Raw genomic sequence first — 16,794 nt, forward strand, 5'->3', positions numbered from 1 at the left:
ATCCCCGCGCCCCGCAAGGAAATCGGTACTTTGCACTGCGATCACCTCCCGGCCATCTGCCCGCGGTCGGCTCGACTCGACGTCCCTGTCTCGTTTCGCCTCTGGCCGCCATCCCTGGCGTCCAGCCCTTGTCATCAGGCCTCCGGTTCGCCGATTTCAGCGGGGACCAACACCGGTGCCAAATGTAACGTTTCATTCCCTTCTATTTATCTCGGAAGCGGCTTCGCAGTTCGCGAATTCGGAGCACTGTTTGTTTATCCAGAAGAGTAGAATTGGGATTTCGCGATGAGGCTATATTCAGAGCGGAATATTTAGAAGCGCGATGCAAAGGTGTCCTACCACCCTTACACCGCTAACCACAAAAAACTGAAAAGGAGTTTCTCATGGCTACGATCGAGTTTATGCCAGATCCCACTATTGCCCAAACAGATCCTAAGAGATCAGAGGGTAATGATCATTTTCCCGAGGTGACTCGCAAAAAAAGTACCCGTCGTCTGCACGGTAAAGCCCTGAATGAGGCAATAGTTCATGCAAGAGCTGACACACCCCAGTCCAGCGCCGCATGCTGCGAACTCTATTCCCGCATAGGCCACCGCTTCCTTCCGCTCACCGGAGAGTGGCTCTCGAAAGCCGGTTTTATCGACGGCATGCCGGTAAAAATACGCGTAATGCCGGACTGCATCATTATCACCCCGCAAAACACCCGCGAGCTGTGGGGCTGCCTGGAAGGAATGAGCGTGGTGAATATCAATAAACAACGCGTAGCGGAGTGGCTAAAAACGTTTCCGGGGGCGCTGAATGATACGGGGAATATTCCGGTGGTGAGGCGGGGGAAGATGATTACTAATTCTCACGTGAATGAGAAGTAAGCCAGTACAGGAGTTTGCAAACTAACTGGGCATGCTTAAAAATGCATCAGCATGCCAGTATTTTAATAATGATATGATACTATTGAACTTTGTCCTCAGATGTGGGCATTGACGATGAGGTGGCTTTTGAGAACAATGTATCAAAATGACTTAGAAAGGTTTCTGACAAGTGTCCATGATAATAAGCGTAAGCAACCGTGCTAATGTTTGCATTATTAGGTTTGATAATATTAAAGGTTAAAATCCCATCTTTGATTACTGGTTTAAACCAAGCTTTTGAATTCCATTCTTCCGCTTTATGCGTGTAAAATTTTTTATCCTTACTCCTGATCCAGGTATTGATCTTGCCCTTAGGTTCATCTTGCTCAATTGCATTGTTAAATTCGTTTAAAAGGCTCTTAGGGTTAGAGGTAATAAAGTCAACAGCCATTGTATTTCTCCTTTAGCAACATATTTTATGTTGAACATGGTTTTATCGCTACCGTACCTAAGTCTGCAATCCAGAAAAACTAGTAGACTGGTACCAACTTGAAGTCATAAACACAATAAGTAGCGGCGAAGAACATTCTAATATCTATATATAGTAATTTTCATCAACCTAATTTGCATTAATTTTGATGTAGAACAATGCCAATCCTGGAACGCAGTAACGACTTGGATTCAAGAGGTAAACAAATTTTCTTATTCATATATTTCAACATAGCTTTTGTGACAATAAGTTAGTTGCCAGCCGAAATTATCGCACCCATAATCTGAAATAAAAATATTCTACACAAGTGTGCCGAAGATTACTTTATAGGTTTTCCCGAAAAACCTGTCCTCGACGCAAATTTAATTCCACAATGTTATTATGAAATTTCAATGCTGAATTTGAGGTCTGATTTAACGATTGAACATAGATGATTTACGTTCTAATTCAGAGTATAAAGCCGATATCAAGGATCGGCCCTATCTTACCAAACATCATCATAACCCTACTGATTCCGCGTCGCCCTGAGCAACTTCTCCAGTGGATAAACCGCTGCAATCACCACTTCATCTTGAATCTTCGCCGCGTTATCCAGCTCGGTCTGAATCGAGGCGATCTCCTTATCGTCCAGCGTGCCTTGCCGCGCCACCAGATCCGTCAGGCGCAGGCCAATCGACGCCAGTTTGTCCACCTCCTGAATCACCGGTTTGATGGCTTTCAGCTGATAGCTGTTTTCACTCAGCGCCAGCGCGTCGCTGGTATTGCTCTGCCAGCGCGTAAAGACGTGACGCAGCGCTTCGGCGCTTTCCGTGTCTTCGGCATCGCTTATCAGCCGCTCGGCCCATTTATCCATCTGACGCACCGTGGCGCTCTCGGCGTTCAGCGCGTCGGCGTAGCGGTTTAGCGGCTCAAACTGATGATAATTTCCGGCCTGGAATTTCAGGTGCTGACGGGTGTAATACTGCGCAGGCTCCACGGCCTGGGCGAGAATATGCAGCGGCAAGGTGTCGGCGTTATTCGCCAGACGAGTGAACTGCGCCTGCTGCTGGCTATGCTGTTGCAGCCCGACCGACACTGTCGTCCAGCTGTCCATCGCCTGCAAACGGGTGTACATATTGTCGATATCATTCACATCCTGCGCAGACCACAGGCGCTCCGCCACTGCAAACGCGCGCGGCCAGAGTTTGATATCCAGAACCGGGGCAATCACGTTTTCCGCCCACAGCGCCGCTTCGCCGCCGAGCAGGTTGGCCTGCTGATCGGCATCCGGCACCGTCGGCTGAATCCCTTTCGGCACCTCATTGAGGCGCGCGCCGGAAATCGGATAGCGGGCGTTCCCTACCAGGAAGTAGCCGGTGAGTTTGTCATCCGACACATTGACCACCGGGCGCGTTTCGCCCATCCAGGTGTCGACGGTGAAGCTCAGCTGGTTGTCGTCGCGCCATTCGATATGATCAATCGCACGGCGGGATTTGCCGCTGAAATCAATAAATCCGCGCCAGCCGGAAACGCCTTTAATCAGCGTAAAACTGCCCTCGACCGGTTTGCCTTTCAGACGCGGCATCGTGAAAGTCCAGCTCTGCGCGCTGTCGGAATCGGCGATGATGTCCATGCCGTTCAAGCCCTGCGGCACGATCTCATTGCGGTAGTGATAGGCCGTGGACTGGGGCTGATCGAGGTAAAAACCGGTGGAGAGAATGCCTTTATAGCCCTGCTTCGCCACCTCGCCGAGTGCGTCCTGCCCCTGCCAGGACTGGATCAGAATGCTTTTCGGCAGGTCGGGATGATAGATCTCGTCCCAGCCGACCATCTGGCGATGGTGTTTCTCAAGAATGGTTTCCAGTTTGCGGTTGAAATAGGCCTGCAGCGCATGACTGTCCGCCAGTTTGTTGTCGCGCATAAACTGCTGGATGGCGGTGCTGTTTTTCCACTGGCTATCGTCAACTTCATCACCGCCGATATGCAGATACGGATCGGGGAAGATCGCAGCCAGTTCGCTGACCATCGCGTCGGAAAAGGTGTAGGTCGCCTCTTTTGTTGGATCGAGAACGGGTTTCAACACGCCCCAGTGTCGCTCCATTTCATACGGGCCAGGTGCGCTCATCAGTTCCGGATAGGCCACGGCGATCGCCGACGCATGGCCCGGCATGTCAATTTCGGGAACCACGCGAATTCCCCGCGCGGTGGCGTAACGCACCACGTCACGCATCTGCTCCGGCGTGTAGAACAGCCCGTCGCTGGCGAGCTGGGTCAGTTTAGGATAGCGCTTCGAGGTAAATCGCCAGCCCTGATCGTCCGTCAGATGCCAGTGCAGGACGTTTAGCTTCGCCGCCGCCATGCCGTCGATCTGGCGTTTAATGTCCTCCAGCGGGATGAAATGACGCGCCGAATCGAGCAGCAGCCCGCGCCACGGGAAGCGCGGGGAGTCGTCAATCGACACCCACGGAATCGAGGTGTTTTCCGCGCCATTTTGAATCAGCTGGAGCAACGTTTCCATCGCCCGCAGCGCGCCAAAGCGCGTGTTAGCGATAATGTTCACACCGCTTGCATCCACGGTGAGTTTGTAGCTCTCATCGCTGTCCGGCAGCGGCTGCGGCTTCACTTTTTTGGCAATGGTCACTGAAATAGTGGGCTTTTCAGGTTTGTCAGCCTGGGGCTGAAGCGTCCAGCCCGTTTGCAGCGCGATGCGCTGGCGAAGACGGTTTGCGGCATCACCCAGATCGTCGCCGCTGATGCTGACGGAAATATTATCGCTGAGGACCAATGCGCCCTGCTGTGCGGGCCGTTCAACGTGGGCGGGCCAGGGCATTAACGGCAGATCGCCTGCCGGAGCCGCCAGCGCAGAGGTACCGAGCAAAAGCCCGGCGGTGATGAGGCTAAGACGTAACATAATGTTCCTTATCAGAATTTGACGGGCCAAAAACAGACAAAACATTTTGTTAACATGCGTACAAATTGTCGTCAAGCAAAGTGCATGACGGGGATCACAGGTTGTGGAATTTGGGAGGAAGGCTATTTTGCCGGGCGGCGACGACACCTTACCCGGCTGATTCGGAACACAGGCCCGGCGGTGCCGGGCCTGAGATTTACTGCCAGCCGTAACGACGGCTATAGAACCCTTTCACCATCTGCGTCAGCACCATGTAGCCCGCCAGAATCGCTACCAGCCATGGGAAATAGCTCAGCGGCAGCGCCTGCAGGTTCAGGTAGCTTGCCAGCGGTGAGAACGGCAGCGCGATACCCAGCACCATCACCACGCCGGTCATGATGATCAGCGGCCAGGCGGCGCGGCTCTGGAAGAACGGAATACGGCGCGTGCGGATCATATGCACAATCAGCGTCTGCGACAGCAGCCCGACCACGAACCAGCCGGACTGGAACAGGGTCTGATGTTCTGGCGTGTTGGCGTGGAACACGAACCACATCAGGCAGAAGGTCAGAATGTCAAAGATCGAGCTGATCGGGCCAAAGAACAGCATGAAGCGGCCCAGATCAGACGGATTCCAGCGCTGCGGCTTTTGGATCTGCTCGTCGTCGACGTTATCAAACGGGATCGCCACCTGGGAGACGTCGTACATCAGGTTCTGAATCAGCAGGTGCAGCGGCAGCATCGGCAGGAACGGCAGAAATGCACTCGCCACCAGCACGCTGAAGACGTTACCGAAGTTAGAGCTGGCGGTCATTTTGATGTATTTCAGCATGTTGGCAAAGGTACGGCGCCCTTCGATCACGCCCTGCTCCAGCACCATCAGGCTCTTTTCCAGCAGGATGATGTCGGCCGCTTCGCGTGCAATATCCACCGCGCCGTCGACGGAAATCCCGATATCCGCCGCGCGCAGCGCAGGCGCATCGTTAATACCATCGCCCATAAAGCCAACGACGTGCCCTTCGCGGCGCAGCAGCGTCACAATGCGCTCTTTGTGCATTGGCGTCAGGCGCGCAAACAGCGTGGTGGTTTTGGCAAGCTGTGCCAGTTCATCGTCAGAAAGCGTTTCAATATCGCTGCCCGTGACAATCACACCCGCATCCAGCCCCACTTCATGACACACTTTCGCCGCCACCAGCTCGCTGTCGCCGGTAAGAATTTTGACGGTAATGCCGCTGGCTTTCAGCGCTTTCAGCGCCGGAGCCGTCGTCTCTTTCGGTGGATCGAGGAAGGCGATGTACCCTTCGAGGATCAGATCCGACTCATCAAGGCGATGGTAATCCCCTTCTCGCCCCGGCAGGAATTTGCTGGCCACCGCCACGACGCGCAGCCCCTGACGGTTCAGGTTATCCGTCACACGCTTGATGCGGCGCAGCATGGTGTCGTCCAGCGGCACAATTTCACCGTTATGACGCACCTGCGTGGAAACATTCAGGATCTCCTGCAACGCCCCTTTGCAGATCAGCTGATGCACATTCGCCTGCTCACTCACCACCACCGACATGCGGCGACGCTCGAAGTCGAACGGGATCTCATCCACTTTTTGCCAGCGCGTTGAGAGCGCGCGCGCAGAATCTTCATCCACCCCTTCCAGCACGGCGACATCCAGCAGGTTTTTCAGCCCGGTCTGGTAATGGCTGTTCAGCCACGCGGTTTGCAGCACGCGCTCGCTGACTTTACCGGAGATATCCGTATGATTCTCCAGCACAATTTTATCCTGAGTCAGGGTGCCGGTTTTATCGGTGCAGAGGATATCCATCGCGCCAAAGTTCTGAATGGCGTCGAGGTGTTTCACAATCACTTTCTGACGGGAGAGTTTCACCGCCCCGCGCGCCAGCGTGGAGGTGACAATCATCGGCAGCATTTCCGGCGTTAAGCCCACCGCCACGGAGAGGGCGAACAGCGCCGCTTCCCACCAGTCGCCTTTGGTGTAGCCGTTGATCAGCAATACGATTGGCGTCATGACCATCATAAAGCGGATCAGCAGCATACTGACGCGACCGATACCTTTCTGGAACGCGTTTGGCTCGCTTTCCTGCTCGCTCACACGCCCGGCAAGCTGACCAAACCAGGTGTTGCCGCCTGTGGCGATAACGATGGCCTTCGCGGTGCCGCTCACCACGGTAGTGCCCATAAAGCACAGGGTATCGCTTTCGAGCGGATTAGTTTGCTGCGGATCGCGGCTGCGCGCCACTTTCTCGACCGGCAGAGATTCACCGGTCAATGACGCCTGGGCGACAAACAGATCGCGGGCCTGAATCACACGCAGATCGGCCGGAATCATGTCCCCTGCCGCCAGTTTGATCATATCGCCCACCACCAGCTGATCGATCGGCAGTTCCAGCCAGGCGCTTTCGCCTTTCGTGTTAATGACGCGCTGCACGGTGGCGGTGTTGCTGACCATCGCCTTCAGGGCGTCCGCCGCGCGGGTGGAGCGCGCCTCCTGGATAAAGTTGAGCATGGTAGAGATCGCCACCATCAGCGCGATCACGCCTGCTGCAAACAGATCTTCCGTGGCATACGAAATGATCGCCAGCACCGTCAGCAGCAGGTTGAACGGGTTGCGGTAGCAGAGCCACAGATGGACCCACCACGGGGCCGGTTTTTGCGCCGGGATTTTATTGTCGCCGTGCTCGGCGCGCGTTTTTTCTACTTCGGCTGCGTTCAGCCCTTCCGGATGACCGCCGAAGGCGCGCCAGACTTCGTTTTCGTCCATCGCGGCGGCTTTCAGGCAATGCTCCGTCAGCGTGGAGGGGATGGCAGCGCCTGCCAGGTTTTTGGCATTTGGCAGCGGATCGCGCTGAACCAGACGGCGCGGCAGGTGGCGGTTTAGCTGCGCGAGCAGCTGCTGGGTGATATTTTTCAGCATAGTAAGCCCCCCGCATCCGCAAAGGCGGACGCAGTGTTAACTTCAGGCACAGCAAGGCGGTACCTGAAGGGCACTTAAATTTTCAAAGCAGAGATTTTTTACCCCACTCTTTCAGGCTGTATGCCGGCGCATAGCCACCGCATATGCAGCTTGAAATAGGACGGGTAACGTCACTGCCTCACACATCACCGGTGAGACAGCGAAAAGGCTGGCTTACCGGAAAGGACTCAGTCTCCATGACTGGAGAGGGGTGGGATCGGGATCCATACGGCCTCCGGTAAGTGAAAAAAGGGGTTATCACCGCGCAGTTATGGGTTTTAACCATACCGTTAGTGGCGGTTCGGGCGGTATGATACGCCCGCAGATTTAAACCGTACATATACCAGACTTTGCTCATTGCGAATTAAATCGTAAGCAGTAGTCTCAATTGACGACCGTGCTGTTACAGGGAATAAAGGATGCAGAATCGCCTGACCATTAAAGACATCGCCCGTTTAAGCGGCGTGGGGAAATCCACCGTGTCGCGCGTACTGAACAACGAAAGTGGCGTCAGTGAACGCACGCGCGAGCGCGTCGAGGCAGTGATGAATCAGCACGGTTTTTCTCCTTCCCGTTCCGCGCGCGCCATGCGCGGACAGAGCGACAAAGTGGTCGCCATTATTGTTTCGCGTCTCGATTCCCTGTCGGAAAATCTGGCGGTGCAAACCATGCTCCCCGCCTTTTACGAGCAAGGTTACGATCCGATCATGATGGAGAGCCAGTTCTCGCCTCAGCTGGTGGAAGAGCATCTTGGGATGCTGCAACGACGCAATATCGACGGCGTGGTGCTGTTTGGGTTTACCGGCATTCAGGATGAAATTCTGAAACCCTGGCAGGCCTCGCTGGTGCTGCTGGCACGAGACGCCAGCGGCTTTGCCTCCGTCTGCTACGACGACGAAGGGGCGATCCTTACCCTGATGCAGCGCCTGTACGAGCAGGGCCATCGCCATATCAGTTTCCTCGGCGTGCCGCACAGCGACGTCACCACCGGCAAGCGCCGCCACGAAGCCTATCTCGCGTTTTGCAAACAGCACGCTCTCCCGGCGGTGGCCTCTTTGCCTGGCCTGGCCATGAAACAGGGCTACGAACAGGTGGCAAGCGTGCTCACCCCGCAAACTACCGCTCTTATCTGCGCCACAGATACCCTCGCGCTGGGCGCCAGCAAGTATTTGCAGGAGCAGCGCATCGACACTATCCAGCTCGCGAGCGTCGGCAGCACACCGCTGATGAAGTTCCTGCACCCGGAGATTGTCACCGTCGATCCGGGCTACGCCGAAGCGGGCCGTCAGGCGGCGATGCAGCTGATCGAGCAGATAAACGGTCGCTCTGAACCACGCCAAATCGTTATCCCCGCCCACATTTCTTAACCCTCCGAAAACGGATTATTGTGATCCTCACCCAATTTCGGGAACGTTCCCATTTTCAGCGTCTCGCTCAAAGAGTAGGCTTGCGTCCAGGTCATTACCCTCCACATCTGTCATGAGGCTTCATGATGAGCAAAGTTAAACAAACTGATATCGACCAGCTGATCGTTCTGGTTGGGGGACGCGAGAATATCGCCACCGTCAGCCACTGCATTACCCGTCTGCGTTTTGTGCTGAACGATCCGGCCAAAGCCAATCCGAAGGCCATCGAAGAGCTGTCGATGGTCAAAGGCTGCTTTACCAACGCCGGGCAGTTCCAGGTGGTGATTGGCACAGAAGTGGGTGATTACTATCACGCCCTGCTGGCGACCACCGGGCATTCGTCGGCAGATAAAGAGCAGGCCAAAAAAGCGGCGCGCCAGAATATGAAATGGCACGAGCAGCTGATCTCCCACTTCGCGGAAATCTTCTTCCCGCTGCTGCCAGCGCTGATCAGCGGAGGTCTGATCCTCGGTTTCCGCAACGTGATTGGCGACGTGCCAATGAGCGACGGCAAAACTCTGGCGCAGCTTTACCCCGCGCTGCAGAGCATCTATGAATTCCTGTGGCTGATTGGCGAGGCGATCTTCTTCTATCTGCCGGTCGGGATCTGCTGGTCGGCGGTGCGCAAAATGGGCGGCACGCCGATCCTCGGCATTGTGCTCGGCGTAACGCTAGTCTCTCCGCAGTTAATGAACGCTTACTTACTTGGGCAACAGGTGCCGGAAGTGTGGAACTTCGGCCTGTTTACCATCGCTAAAGTGGGTTATCAGGCGCAGGTTATTCCCGCCCTGCTGGCCGGTCTCGCACTCGGCTTTATTGAAACGCGCCTGAAACGCATCGTCCCGGATTACCTCTATCTGGTGGTCGTGCCGGTCTGCTCACTGATTCTGGCCGTGTTCCTCGCCCACGCGTTTATCGGTCCGTTTGGCCGCATGATTGGCGACGGCGTGGCCTTCGCGGTGCGTCACCTGATGACCGGCAGCTTCGCCCCGATTGGCGCCGCGCTGTTTGGCTTCCTCTATGCGCCGCTGGTGATTACCGGTGTGCATCAGACTACGCTCGCCATCGACATGCAGATGATTCAGAGCCTCGGTGGTACGCCGGTCTGGCCGATTATCGCCCTGTCGAACATTGCTCAGGCGTCGGCGGTCACTGGGATTATCCTGGTCAGCCGTAAACACAACGAGCGTGAAATCTCGGTGCCGGCAGCCATCTCCGCCTATCTCGGCGTGACCGAACCGGCGATGTACGGTATCAACCTGAAATACCGCTTCCCGATGCTGTGCGCGATGATCGGCTCAGGTCTGGCGGGGTTGCTGTGTGGGCTGAACGGCGTGATGGCGAACGGCATCGGCGTCGGTGGCCTGCCGGGTATCCTCTCTATTCAGCCGTCCTACTGGCAGATGTTCGCCCTGGCCATGGCGGTGGCGATTATCGTCCCGATGGCGCTGACCACGGTTATCTATCAGCGTAAGTTCCGTCAGGGCACGCTGCAGATTGTTTAACGTCTTCTTTCGGGGCGCAGTTGCGCCCCTTCGCATTTGCAGGAACGCATTATGAATACCCTTCCGCACTGGTGGCAAAACGGCGTCATCTATCAGATTTACCCAAAGAGTTTTCAGGACACCACCGGGCGTGGTACCGGTGATTTACGCGGCGTCACGCAGCGTCTGGACTATCTGAAAACCCTCGGCGTGGACGCCCTCTGGCTGACACCATTCTATATTTCCCCGCAGATCGATAACGGCTACGACGTGGCGAACTACACTGCCATCGATCCGGCCTACGGCACGCTGGATGATTTTGACGAACTGGTGAAACAGGCCCATGCGCGCGGCATCCGTCTGGTGCTCGACATGGTGCTCAACCACACCTCCACGCAGCACGCGTGGTTCCGTGAATCTCTCAATAAAGAGAGCCCGTACCGTGAGTTCTATATCTGGCGCGACGGTACGCCGGACGCGCTGCCGAACAACTGGCGCTCCAAATTTGGTGGCAACGCCTGGCGCTGGCACGCCGAGAGCGAGCAGTATTATCTGCACCTTTTCGCCCCCGAGCAGGCGGATCTGAACTGGGAAAACCTGCAGGTCCGCAGCGAGTTGAAAAAAGTGTGCGAGTTCTGGGCCGATCGCGGCGTGGACGGCCTGCGTCTCGACGTGATTAACCTGATCTCCAAGGACCAGGATTTCCCGGACGATAACCTCGGCGATGGCCGCCGTTTCTATACTGACGGCCCGCGCGCCCATGAATATTTGCAGGAGATGAGCCGGGATGTGTTCACCCCGCGCAACCTGATGACCGTGGGCGAGATGTCCTCCACCTCGCTGGAAAATTGCCAGCAATACGCCGCGCTCGACGGGCGCGAACTGTCGATGACTTTTAACTTCCATCACCTGAAAGTCGATTACCCGAACGGCGAAAAGTGGACACTCGCGAAGCCCGATTACGTGGCGCTGAAAACCCTGTTCAGCCACTGGCAGCAAGGGATGCATGGCGTTGCGTGGAACGCTCTGTTCTGGTGTAACCACGATCAGCCGCGCATCGTTTCGCGCTTTGGCGACGAGGGGGAATACCGCACCACCTCCGCCAAAATGCTGGCAATGGTGCTGCACGGCATGCAGGGCACACCGTACATCTATCAGGGTGAAGAGATCGGCATGACCAACCCGCACTTCGCCCGTATCACCGATTATCGCGATGTGGAAAGCCACAACATGTTCGCCGAACAGCGGGCAAAGGGGCGCGATGCAGAGGAACTTCTGGCGATTCTGGCGAGTAAATCCCGCGACAACAGCCGCACGCCGATGCAGTGGGATGCCACCCCGAACGGCGGTTTTACCACCGGCGAGCCGTGGATCGATCTGTGCGATAACGTCGCAACCCTCAACGTTGACGCGGCGCTCAGCGATCCCGACTCCGTGTTTTATACCTATCAGTCGCTGATCGCTCTGCGCAAATCGCTGCCGCTGCTGACCTGGGGCGACTATCAGGATCTGCTGCCGACGCATCCTTCCCTGTGGTGCTATCGCCGCCAGTGGCAGGGGCAGACGCTGATCGTGGTCGCTAACCTGAGTCATGAATGCCAGGCGTGGCAGCCGGACGCCCTCAGCGGCGACTGGCGCGTAGTGCTCAGCAACTACGCCGAAGTCGCCAGCCAACCCGCCGCGATGACACTGCGTCCGTTTGAGGCGGTGTGGTGGCTGCAGGCGTAGTACAAAATGCCGGGCAGCGCTGCGTTTGCCCGGCAATATTTTACTGTTTTTGTTGAATATTTAATCAGATTTTTCCTGCCCGGATTTACAATCGCTGTAGTGCCCGCCGTTTGTACTCTCGTCTTTTTACTTTGTTCTGAATCAAAAAAATCGCAAACATGTTTGATGCAAATCACTACATATAGAACTTAAAATGCACGCCGACCCAACATATTGTATTTATCGTCTACTATTCCAACAAGACAACGGCGACGACGCCGGCCGGAATTGTGGATAACAAGCGTCGGGAACGAGGGAAGTGACTGAGGCATCGGGACTTGCGTCCTGTGCAGCCTTCCCCACCTCTGTGGATAACCTGTTTTTAATGGAGTGATCATGACACCGCATGTGATGAAACGAGATGGCTGTAAAGTGCCGTTTAAATCAGAGCGCATCAAAGAAGCGATTCTGCGTGCAGCTAAAGCAGCGGGAGTCGATGACGCAGATTACTGCGCCACCGTCGCAGAAATCGTCAGTAGCCAGATGAATGAGCGCAGTCAGGTGGATATCAACGAGATCCAGACTGCGGTAGAAAACCAGCTGATGTCCGGCCCGTACAAGCAGCTGGCGCGCGCCTACATTGAGTACCGTCACGACCGTGACATCCAACGTGAAAAGCGTGGTCGCCTGAATCAGGAGATCCGTGGCCTGGTCGAGCAGACCAACTCTGCGCTACTGAATGAAAACGCCAACAAAGACAGCAAAGTGATCCCGACCCAGCGCGACCTGCTGGCCGGTATTGTCGCCAAGCACTATGCCCGTCAGCATCTGCTGCCGCGCGACGTGGTGCAGGCGCATGAACGCGGTGAGATCCACTACCACGATCTCGATTACTCCCCGTTCTTCCCGATGTTCAACTGTATGCTGATCGACCTGAAAGGCATGCTGACCCACGGCTTTAAAATGGGCAACGCCGAGATTGAGCCGCCAAAATCCATCTCTACTGCCACGGCGGTAACGGCGCAAATCATCGCCCAGGTCGCCAGCCATATTTACGGCGGCACCACCATTAACCGCATCGACGAAGTGCTGGCACCGTTTGTCACCGAGAGCTTTAACAAGCATCGCAAAGTGGCGCAAGAGTGGCAGATCCCGGACGCGGACGGCTATGCCCGCTCCCGCACCGAGAAAGAGTGCTACGACGCGTTCCAGTCCCTGGAATACGAAGTGAACACCCTGCACACCGCCAACGGCCAGACGCCGTTCGTGACTTTCGGTTTTGGTCTGGGGACCAGCTGGGAGTCGCGTCTGATTCAGCAGTCGATTTTGCGCAATCGTATTTCGGGCCTCGGCAAAAACCGCAAAACCGCGGTGTTCCCAAAACTGGTCTTCGCCATTCGCGATGGCCTGAATCACAAGTTTGGTGATGCGAACTACGACATCAAACAGCTGGCGCTGGAATGCGCGAGCAAGCGCATGTATCCGGATATTCTGAACTACGACCAGGTGGTGAAAGTCACGGGTTCGTTCAAAACCCCGATGGGCTGCCGCAGCTTCCTCGGCGTGTATGAAAATGAAAACGGCGAGCAGGTGCATGAAGGCCGCAACAACATCGGCGTGATCAGCCTCAACCTGCCGCGCATCGCGCTGGAAGCGAAGGGTGACGAAGCCGCGTTCTGGAGCCTGCTCGACGAACGTCTGCAGCTGGCGCGTAAAGCGCTGATGACCCGTATTGCACGTCTGGAAGGGGTGAAAGCGCGCGTGGCGCCGATCCTCTATATGGAAGGTGCCTGTGGCGTGCGCCTGAAAGCGGACGACGACGTTTCTGAAATCTTCAAGAACGGCCGCGCGTCAATTTCGCTGGGGTATATCGGCATCCATGAAACCATCAACGCCCTATTTGGCAATCAGCACATGTATGACAGCGAAGCCCTGCGCGCGAAAGGCATCGCTATCGTTCAGCGCCTGCGCGATGCGGTCGACCAGTGGAAAGACGAAACGGGCTACGGCTTTAGCCTCTACAGCACGCCGAGCGAAAACCTGTGCGACCGCTTCTGCCGTCTGGATACCGCCGAGTTTGGCGTGGTGAACGGCGTGACCGACAAAGGCTACTACACCAACAGCTTCCACCTCGACGTGGAGAAAAAGGTCAATCCGTACGACAAGATCGACTTTGAAGCGGCCTACCCGCCGGTGGCGAACGGTGGCTTTATCTGTTACGGCGAGTACCCGAACATTCAGCACAACCTGAAAGCGCTGGAAGACGTGTGGGATTACAGCTATCAGCACGTGCCGTATTACGGCACCAACACGCCGATCGACGAGTGCTACGAGTGCGGTTTCACCGGTGAATTCGAATGTACCAGCAAGGGCTTTACCTGTCCGAAATGCGGTAACCACGACGCCGCGCGTGTCTCCGTGACCCGCCGTGTCTGTGGTTATCTCGGCAGCCCGGACGCACGTCCGTTCAACGCCGGTAAGCAGGAAGAAGTGAAGCGCCGCGTGAAACATTTGGGGAATGGCCAGATCGGGTAATCCTCTGCCGCGCTGATGCCGGGTGAGCAAGAGCAGCCAGCGCGGGCATTGCGATAATTGAGAAGCGAAAATGAATTATCACCAGTATTACCCCGTCGACATCGTTAACGGCCCTGGCACCCGCTGCACGCTGTTTGTGTCCGGATGCGTTCACGAATGCCCTGGCTGCTACAACAAAAGCACCTGGCGTCTGAACTCGGGCCTGCCGTTTGACGACGAGATGGAAAACCGGATTATCAGGGATCTGAACGACACGCGTATCCCGCGCCAGGGGATCTCCCTCTCCGGCGGCGATCCGCTCCATCCGCAGAACGTGCCGCACATTCTGAAACTGGTGAAACGCATTCGAGAAGAGTGCGCGGGGAAGGATATCTGGGTGTGGACCGGCTACAAGCTGGATGAGCTAAACGACGCTCAGATGGAAATCGTCGACCTGATTAACGTGCTGGTGGATGGTAAGTTCGTGCAGGATTTGAAAGACCCGGCGCTGATTTGGCGCGGCAGCAGCAACCAGGTTGTACATCATTTACGATAAACCGTGGGCGGAGACGTTTTCCGCCCATCGCCTCAAAAACGACTCAAACTCTCCATCGCCACCGTTTTGAATTCTGCAAAATCACGGCAGCCGCACAGGCGCGTCATCGCCCGCTCGCGCAGGAAGGTGACGAAAATATCGTAAATCGCCATCGCCTCTTCGTATTCGCTTTTGCTGATCGCCAGCAGGAAAATCACGTGCGCCGTTTCGTCGCCCCACTTTATTCCCTGCGGAGCCAGTACGGTGTAGACCACGGTTTTTTGCGCCAGCAGCCCGAGGGAGTGCGGCAGCGCAATACCGTCGCCGAGCATGGTGCTGACGATGGCTTCACGTTCAACCACCGAGTCGAGAAACTCCGCGTCGACAAATCCTTCCTCACGCAGTTGCCCGCACAGTTCCTGGAACAACGTTTGCTGATCACTGTTTGAATCAATCACGCGGAAATGGTCGGCGTCGAAGTATTTTTCCAGCATCCACGGACGGGTGCGATCCACCAGCACCAGCTTGCCGATCTGCTCCAGCTGATAGTCGGTCGGGAACGGCGCGATCTGTACCACCGGTTTCGCTTTTTCACTGATGCGGGCGGTGGAGATCACGAAATCCTCGCTGATGCTTTCCGCCAGCTCGTACTCGCGCAGGGTGACGGTGCGCGTCACTTCCACCTGCGGGTATTTGCGCTGCAGCACCGCTTCAATCATGCGCGCCATCGCATTCCCGGCATCGCACACCAGCAGGACGCGCGGCTGACGCTGATAGCCGACGTTGTAATGCCTCTCCAGCCCGACGCCGATGTGCAGCACCAGAAAACCAATCTCGTTTTCGCTGATCACGTACGGCGTGTATTTCCCCCAGCCCGAGACCGCAGCCAGGGTCATATCCCACGCCATCGGATAGTGCTGTTTGATGTTATCCAGCAGCGGATTGGGGATCATGATTTGGTAACGCACGCGGGTGATCATGGTTTTAATATGTGTCAGCAGATCCGCGTGCAGCTGGGCATCGTTCAGCAGGTTGTAGTTATAGTGGGTGTTAATGTAGCGCAGGATATAGTTCACCAGCGCTTCGTCGTCGTCAGCGTTAATCGCGCTCGGGGCGATCTCCTGAATCTGGCGCGCAGCGATGTGGACGCAAAGCCAGTTTTCCTCTGACGGTGAGAGCACTTTATCCGCCAGCCGGGCGATGGCCGCAGCAATATCCCGCGCGGCATCACGCACGTTCTCTTCGACATCCTCGGCGTTAAATTCCGGCAGCGGATAGCCTTCGCTGATGCGGCGCACGGACACGGCACAATAGAGCCGTACAAACAGCTCGCCTTCATCCGTGAGACGAATGTGATGGCGCGTGAGAGTGTCATGCAGCACCATAACCAGCTGCTCCGGCACACCCGCATTCAGGGCGACTTCGGTCACCAGCGGATTGAGGCTGTCCTGCTGCGCCAGTTCCCAGAGCAAATCCGTCAGGCAGGCGCGAATCGACATCTCACTGCCGAACAGTTTCATGCCGTGGCGAGGGCGCGTTTCCAGCGTCAGGCTGTAGCGGTGGAACCACTCTCGCACCTCTACCATGTCGTTTTGCAGGGTCGCGCGGCTGACAAACCATTCATCAGCCAAATCTTCCAGCTTTAACGAAAAAGCAGAGGTGAGAAAACGCACCACCAGATAATGCACGCGCTCCTGTCCGGTGCGCGGGATCCGCAGCGCGCGCGGGCGAGAATCCTGCAACGACTGATAGCGCGCGGCATCGTCAATCTTGAGCTGATAGCCGTTGCCGCGGCTGAGAATAAACTGCGCGCCGTGGCCTGCCAACAGCGCGTTCAGGGCGGTGATATCCGCCCGCACGGTACGTGTGGATACCAACAGCCGCTGCGCCAGCTCGTCCTGCGGCAGCGTCTCGTTTTGCAACAGATCGAACAGTTGCGCTAAACGTTGGTTCGGAAATCGCACGTCTTTATCCTC

11 protein-coding genes are annotated in these 16,794 nt (G+C 56.2%); 6 read left to right on the plus strand and 5 right to left on the minus strand.

Annotation, left to right across the window (positions count from 1 at the left end):
- The first annotated feature begins 383 nt into the window (after nucleotides 1-383).
- Complete coding sequence (locus tag ABIE11_RS15275) at nucleotides 384-869, plus strand: SymE family type I addiction module toxin (RefSeq protein ID WP_429184814.1); 486 nt, start codon at nucleotides 384-386, stop codon at nucleotides 867-869.
- A gap of 79 nt (nucleotides 870-948) precedes the next feature.
- Here the strand turns inward: ABIE11_RS15275 and ABIE11_RS15280 are convergent, their stop codons facing one another.
- From ABIE11_RS15280 to mgtL, 4 genes are all read right to left on the minus strand, one after another.
- Nucleotides 949-1,299, minus strand: coding sequence for a hypothetical protein (locus ABIE11_RS15280; protein ID WP_429184815.1), 351 nt, complete (start codon nucleotides 1,297-1,299; stop codon nucleotides 949-951).
- A gap of 544 nt (nucleotides 1,300-1,843) precedes the next feature.
- Nucleotides 1,844-4,228, minus strand: a complete 2,385-nt coding sequence (locus tag ABIE11_RS15285; RefSeq protein WP_429184816.1) for a beta-N-acetylhexosaminidase — start codon at nucleotides 4,226-4,228, stop codon at nucleotides 1,844-1,846.
- Between the two features lie 196 nt (nucleotides 4,229-4,424).
- Nucleotides 4,425-7,133, minus strand: a complete 2,709-nt coding sequence (gene mgtA / locus ABIE11_RS15290; RefSeq protein WP_142503557.1) for a magnesium-translocating P-type ATPase — start codon at nucleotides 7,131-7,133, stop codon at nucleotides 4,425-4,427.
- A 213-nt stretch (nucleotides 7,134-7,346) separates the two neighbouring features.
- Entirely contained in the window at nucleotides 7,347-7,400 is a 54-nt protein-coding gene (gene mgtL, locus ABIE11_RS15295; protein WP_220186778.1) for a mgtA regulatory leader peptide MgtL, read from the minus strand.
- Between the two features lie 191 nt (nucleotides 7,401-7,591).
- Between mgtL and treR the strand changes: the two genes are divergently transcribed.
- From treR to nrdG, 5 genes are all read left to right on the plus strand, one after another.
- Nucleotides 7,592-8,539: a trehalose operon repressor TreR gene (gene treR, locus ABIE11_RS15300; protein ID WP_100777823.1), complete on the plus strand. Its 948-nt coding sequence runs from the start codon at nucleotides 7,592-7,594 to the stop codon at nucleotides 8,537-8,539.
- 125 nt (nucleotides 8,540-8,664) lie between these two features.
- Complete coding sequence (gene treB, locus ABIE11_RS15305) at nucleotides 8,665-10,083, plus strand: PTS trehalose transporter subunit IIBC (RefSeq protein ID WP_429184862.1); 1,419 nt, start codon at nucleotides 8,665-8,667, stop codon at nucleotides 10,081-10,083.
- A 51-nt stretch (nucleotides 10,084-10,134) separates the two neighbouring features.
- Nucleotides 10,135-11,790, plus strand: coding sequence for an alpha,alpha-phosphotrehalase (treC, locus tag ABIE11_RS15310; RefSeq protein ID WP_429184817.1), 1,656 nt, complete (start codon nucleotides 10,135-10,137; stop codon nucleotides 11,788-11,790).
- A gap of 375 nt (nucleotides 11,791-12,165) precedes the next feature.
- Complete coding sequence (gene nrdD / locus ABIE11_RS15315) at nucleotides 12,166-14,304, plus strand: anaerobic ribonucleoside-triphosphate reductase (protein ID WP_429184818.1); 2,139 nt, start codon at nucleotides 12,166-12,168, stop codon at nucleotides 14,302-14,304.
- Between the two features lie 70 nt (nucleotides 14,305-14,374).
- The gene (gene nrdG, locus ABIE11_RS15320; protein WP_123429588.1) at nucleotides 14,375-14,839 is read left to right on the plus strand and encodes an anaerobic ribonucleoside-triphosphate reductase-activating protein; all 465 of its coding nucleotides are present in this window, start codon (nucleotides 14,375-14,377) and stop codon (nucleotides 14,837-14,839) included.
- 32 nt (nucleotides 14,840-14,871) lie between these two features.
- Here the strand turns inward: nrdG and ABIE11_RS15325 are convergent, their stop codons facing one another.
- A complete protein-coding gene (locus ABIE11_RS15325; protein ID WP_429184819.1) occupies nucleotides 14,872-16,782 on the minus strand; it encodes a BglG family transcription antiterminator in 1,911 nt (636 codons plus the stop codon).
- Nucleotides 16,783-16,794 lie beyond the last annotated feature (12 nt).

Origin of the sequence: Lelliottia sp. 489 (genome assembly GCF_050435885.1) — a bacterium.
In the GTDB taxonomy this organism is placed as follows: Bacteria; Pseudomonadota; Gammaproteobacteria; order Enterobacterales; family Enterobacteriaceae; genus Enterobacter; species Enterobacter nimipressuralis.

Coding starts and splice junctions, on each gene's coding strand:
- ABIE11_RS15275 (WP_429184814.1), top strand. CDS start 384: ATGGCTACGATCGAGTTTATGCCAGATCCCACTATTGCCCAAACAGAT.
- ABIE11_RS15280 (WP_429184815.1), bottom strand. CDS start 1,299: ATGGCTGTTGACTTTATTACCTCTAACCCTAAGAGCCTTTTAAACGAA.
- ABIE11_RS15285 (WP_429184816.1), bottom strand. CDS start 4,228: ATGTTACGTCTTAGCCTCATCACCGCCGGGCTTTTGCTCGGTACCTCT.
- mgtA (WP_142503557.1), bottom strand. CDS start 7,133: ATGCTGAAAAATATCACCCAGCAGCTGCTCGCGCAGCTAAACCGCCAC.
- treR (WP_100777823.1), top strand. CDS start 7,592: ATGCAGAATCGCCTGACCATTAAAGACATCGCCCGTTTAAGCGGCGTG.
- treB (WP_429184862.1), top strand. CDS start 8,665: ATGAGCAAAGTTAAACAAACTGATATCGACCAGCTGATCGTTCTGGTT.
- treC (WP_429184817.1), top strand. CDS start 10,135: ATGAATACCCTTCCGCACTGGTGGCAAAACGGCGTCATCTATCAGATT.
- nrdD (WP_429184818.1), top strand. CDS start 12,166: ATGACACCGCATGTGATGAAACGAGATGGCTGTAAAGTGCCGTTTAAA.
- nrdG (WP_123429588.1), top strand. CDS start 14,375: ATGAATTATCACCAGTATTACCCCGTCGACATCGTTAACGGCCCTGGC.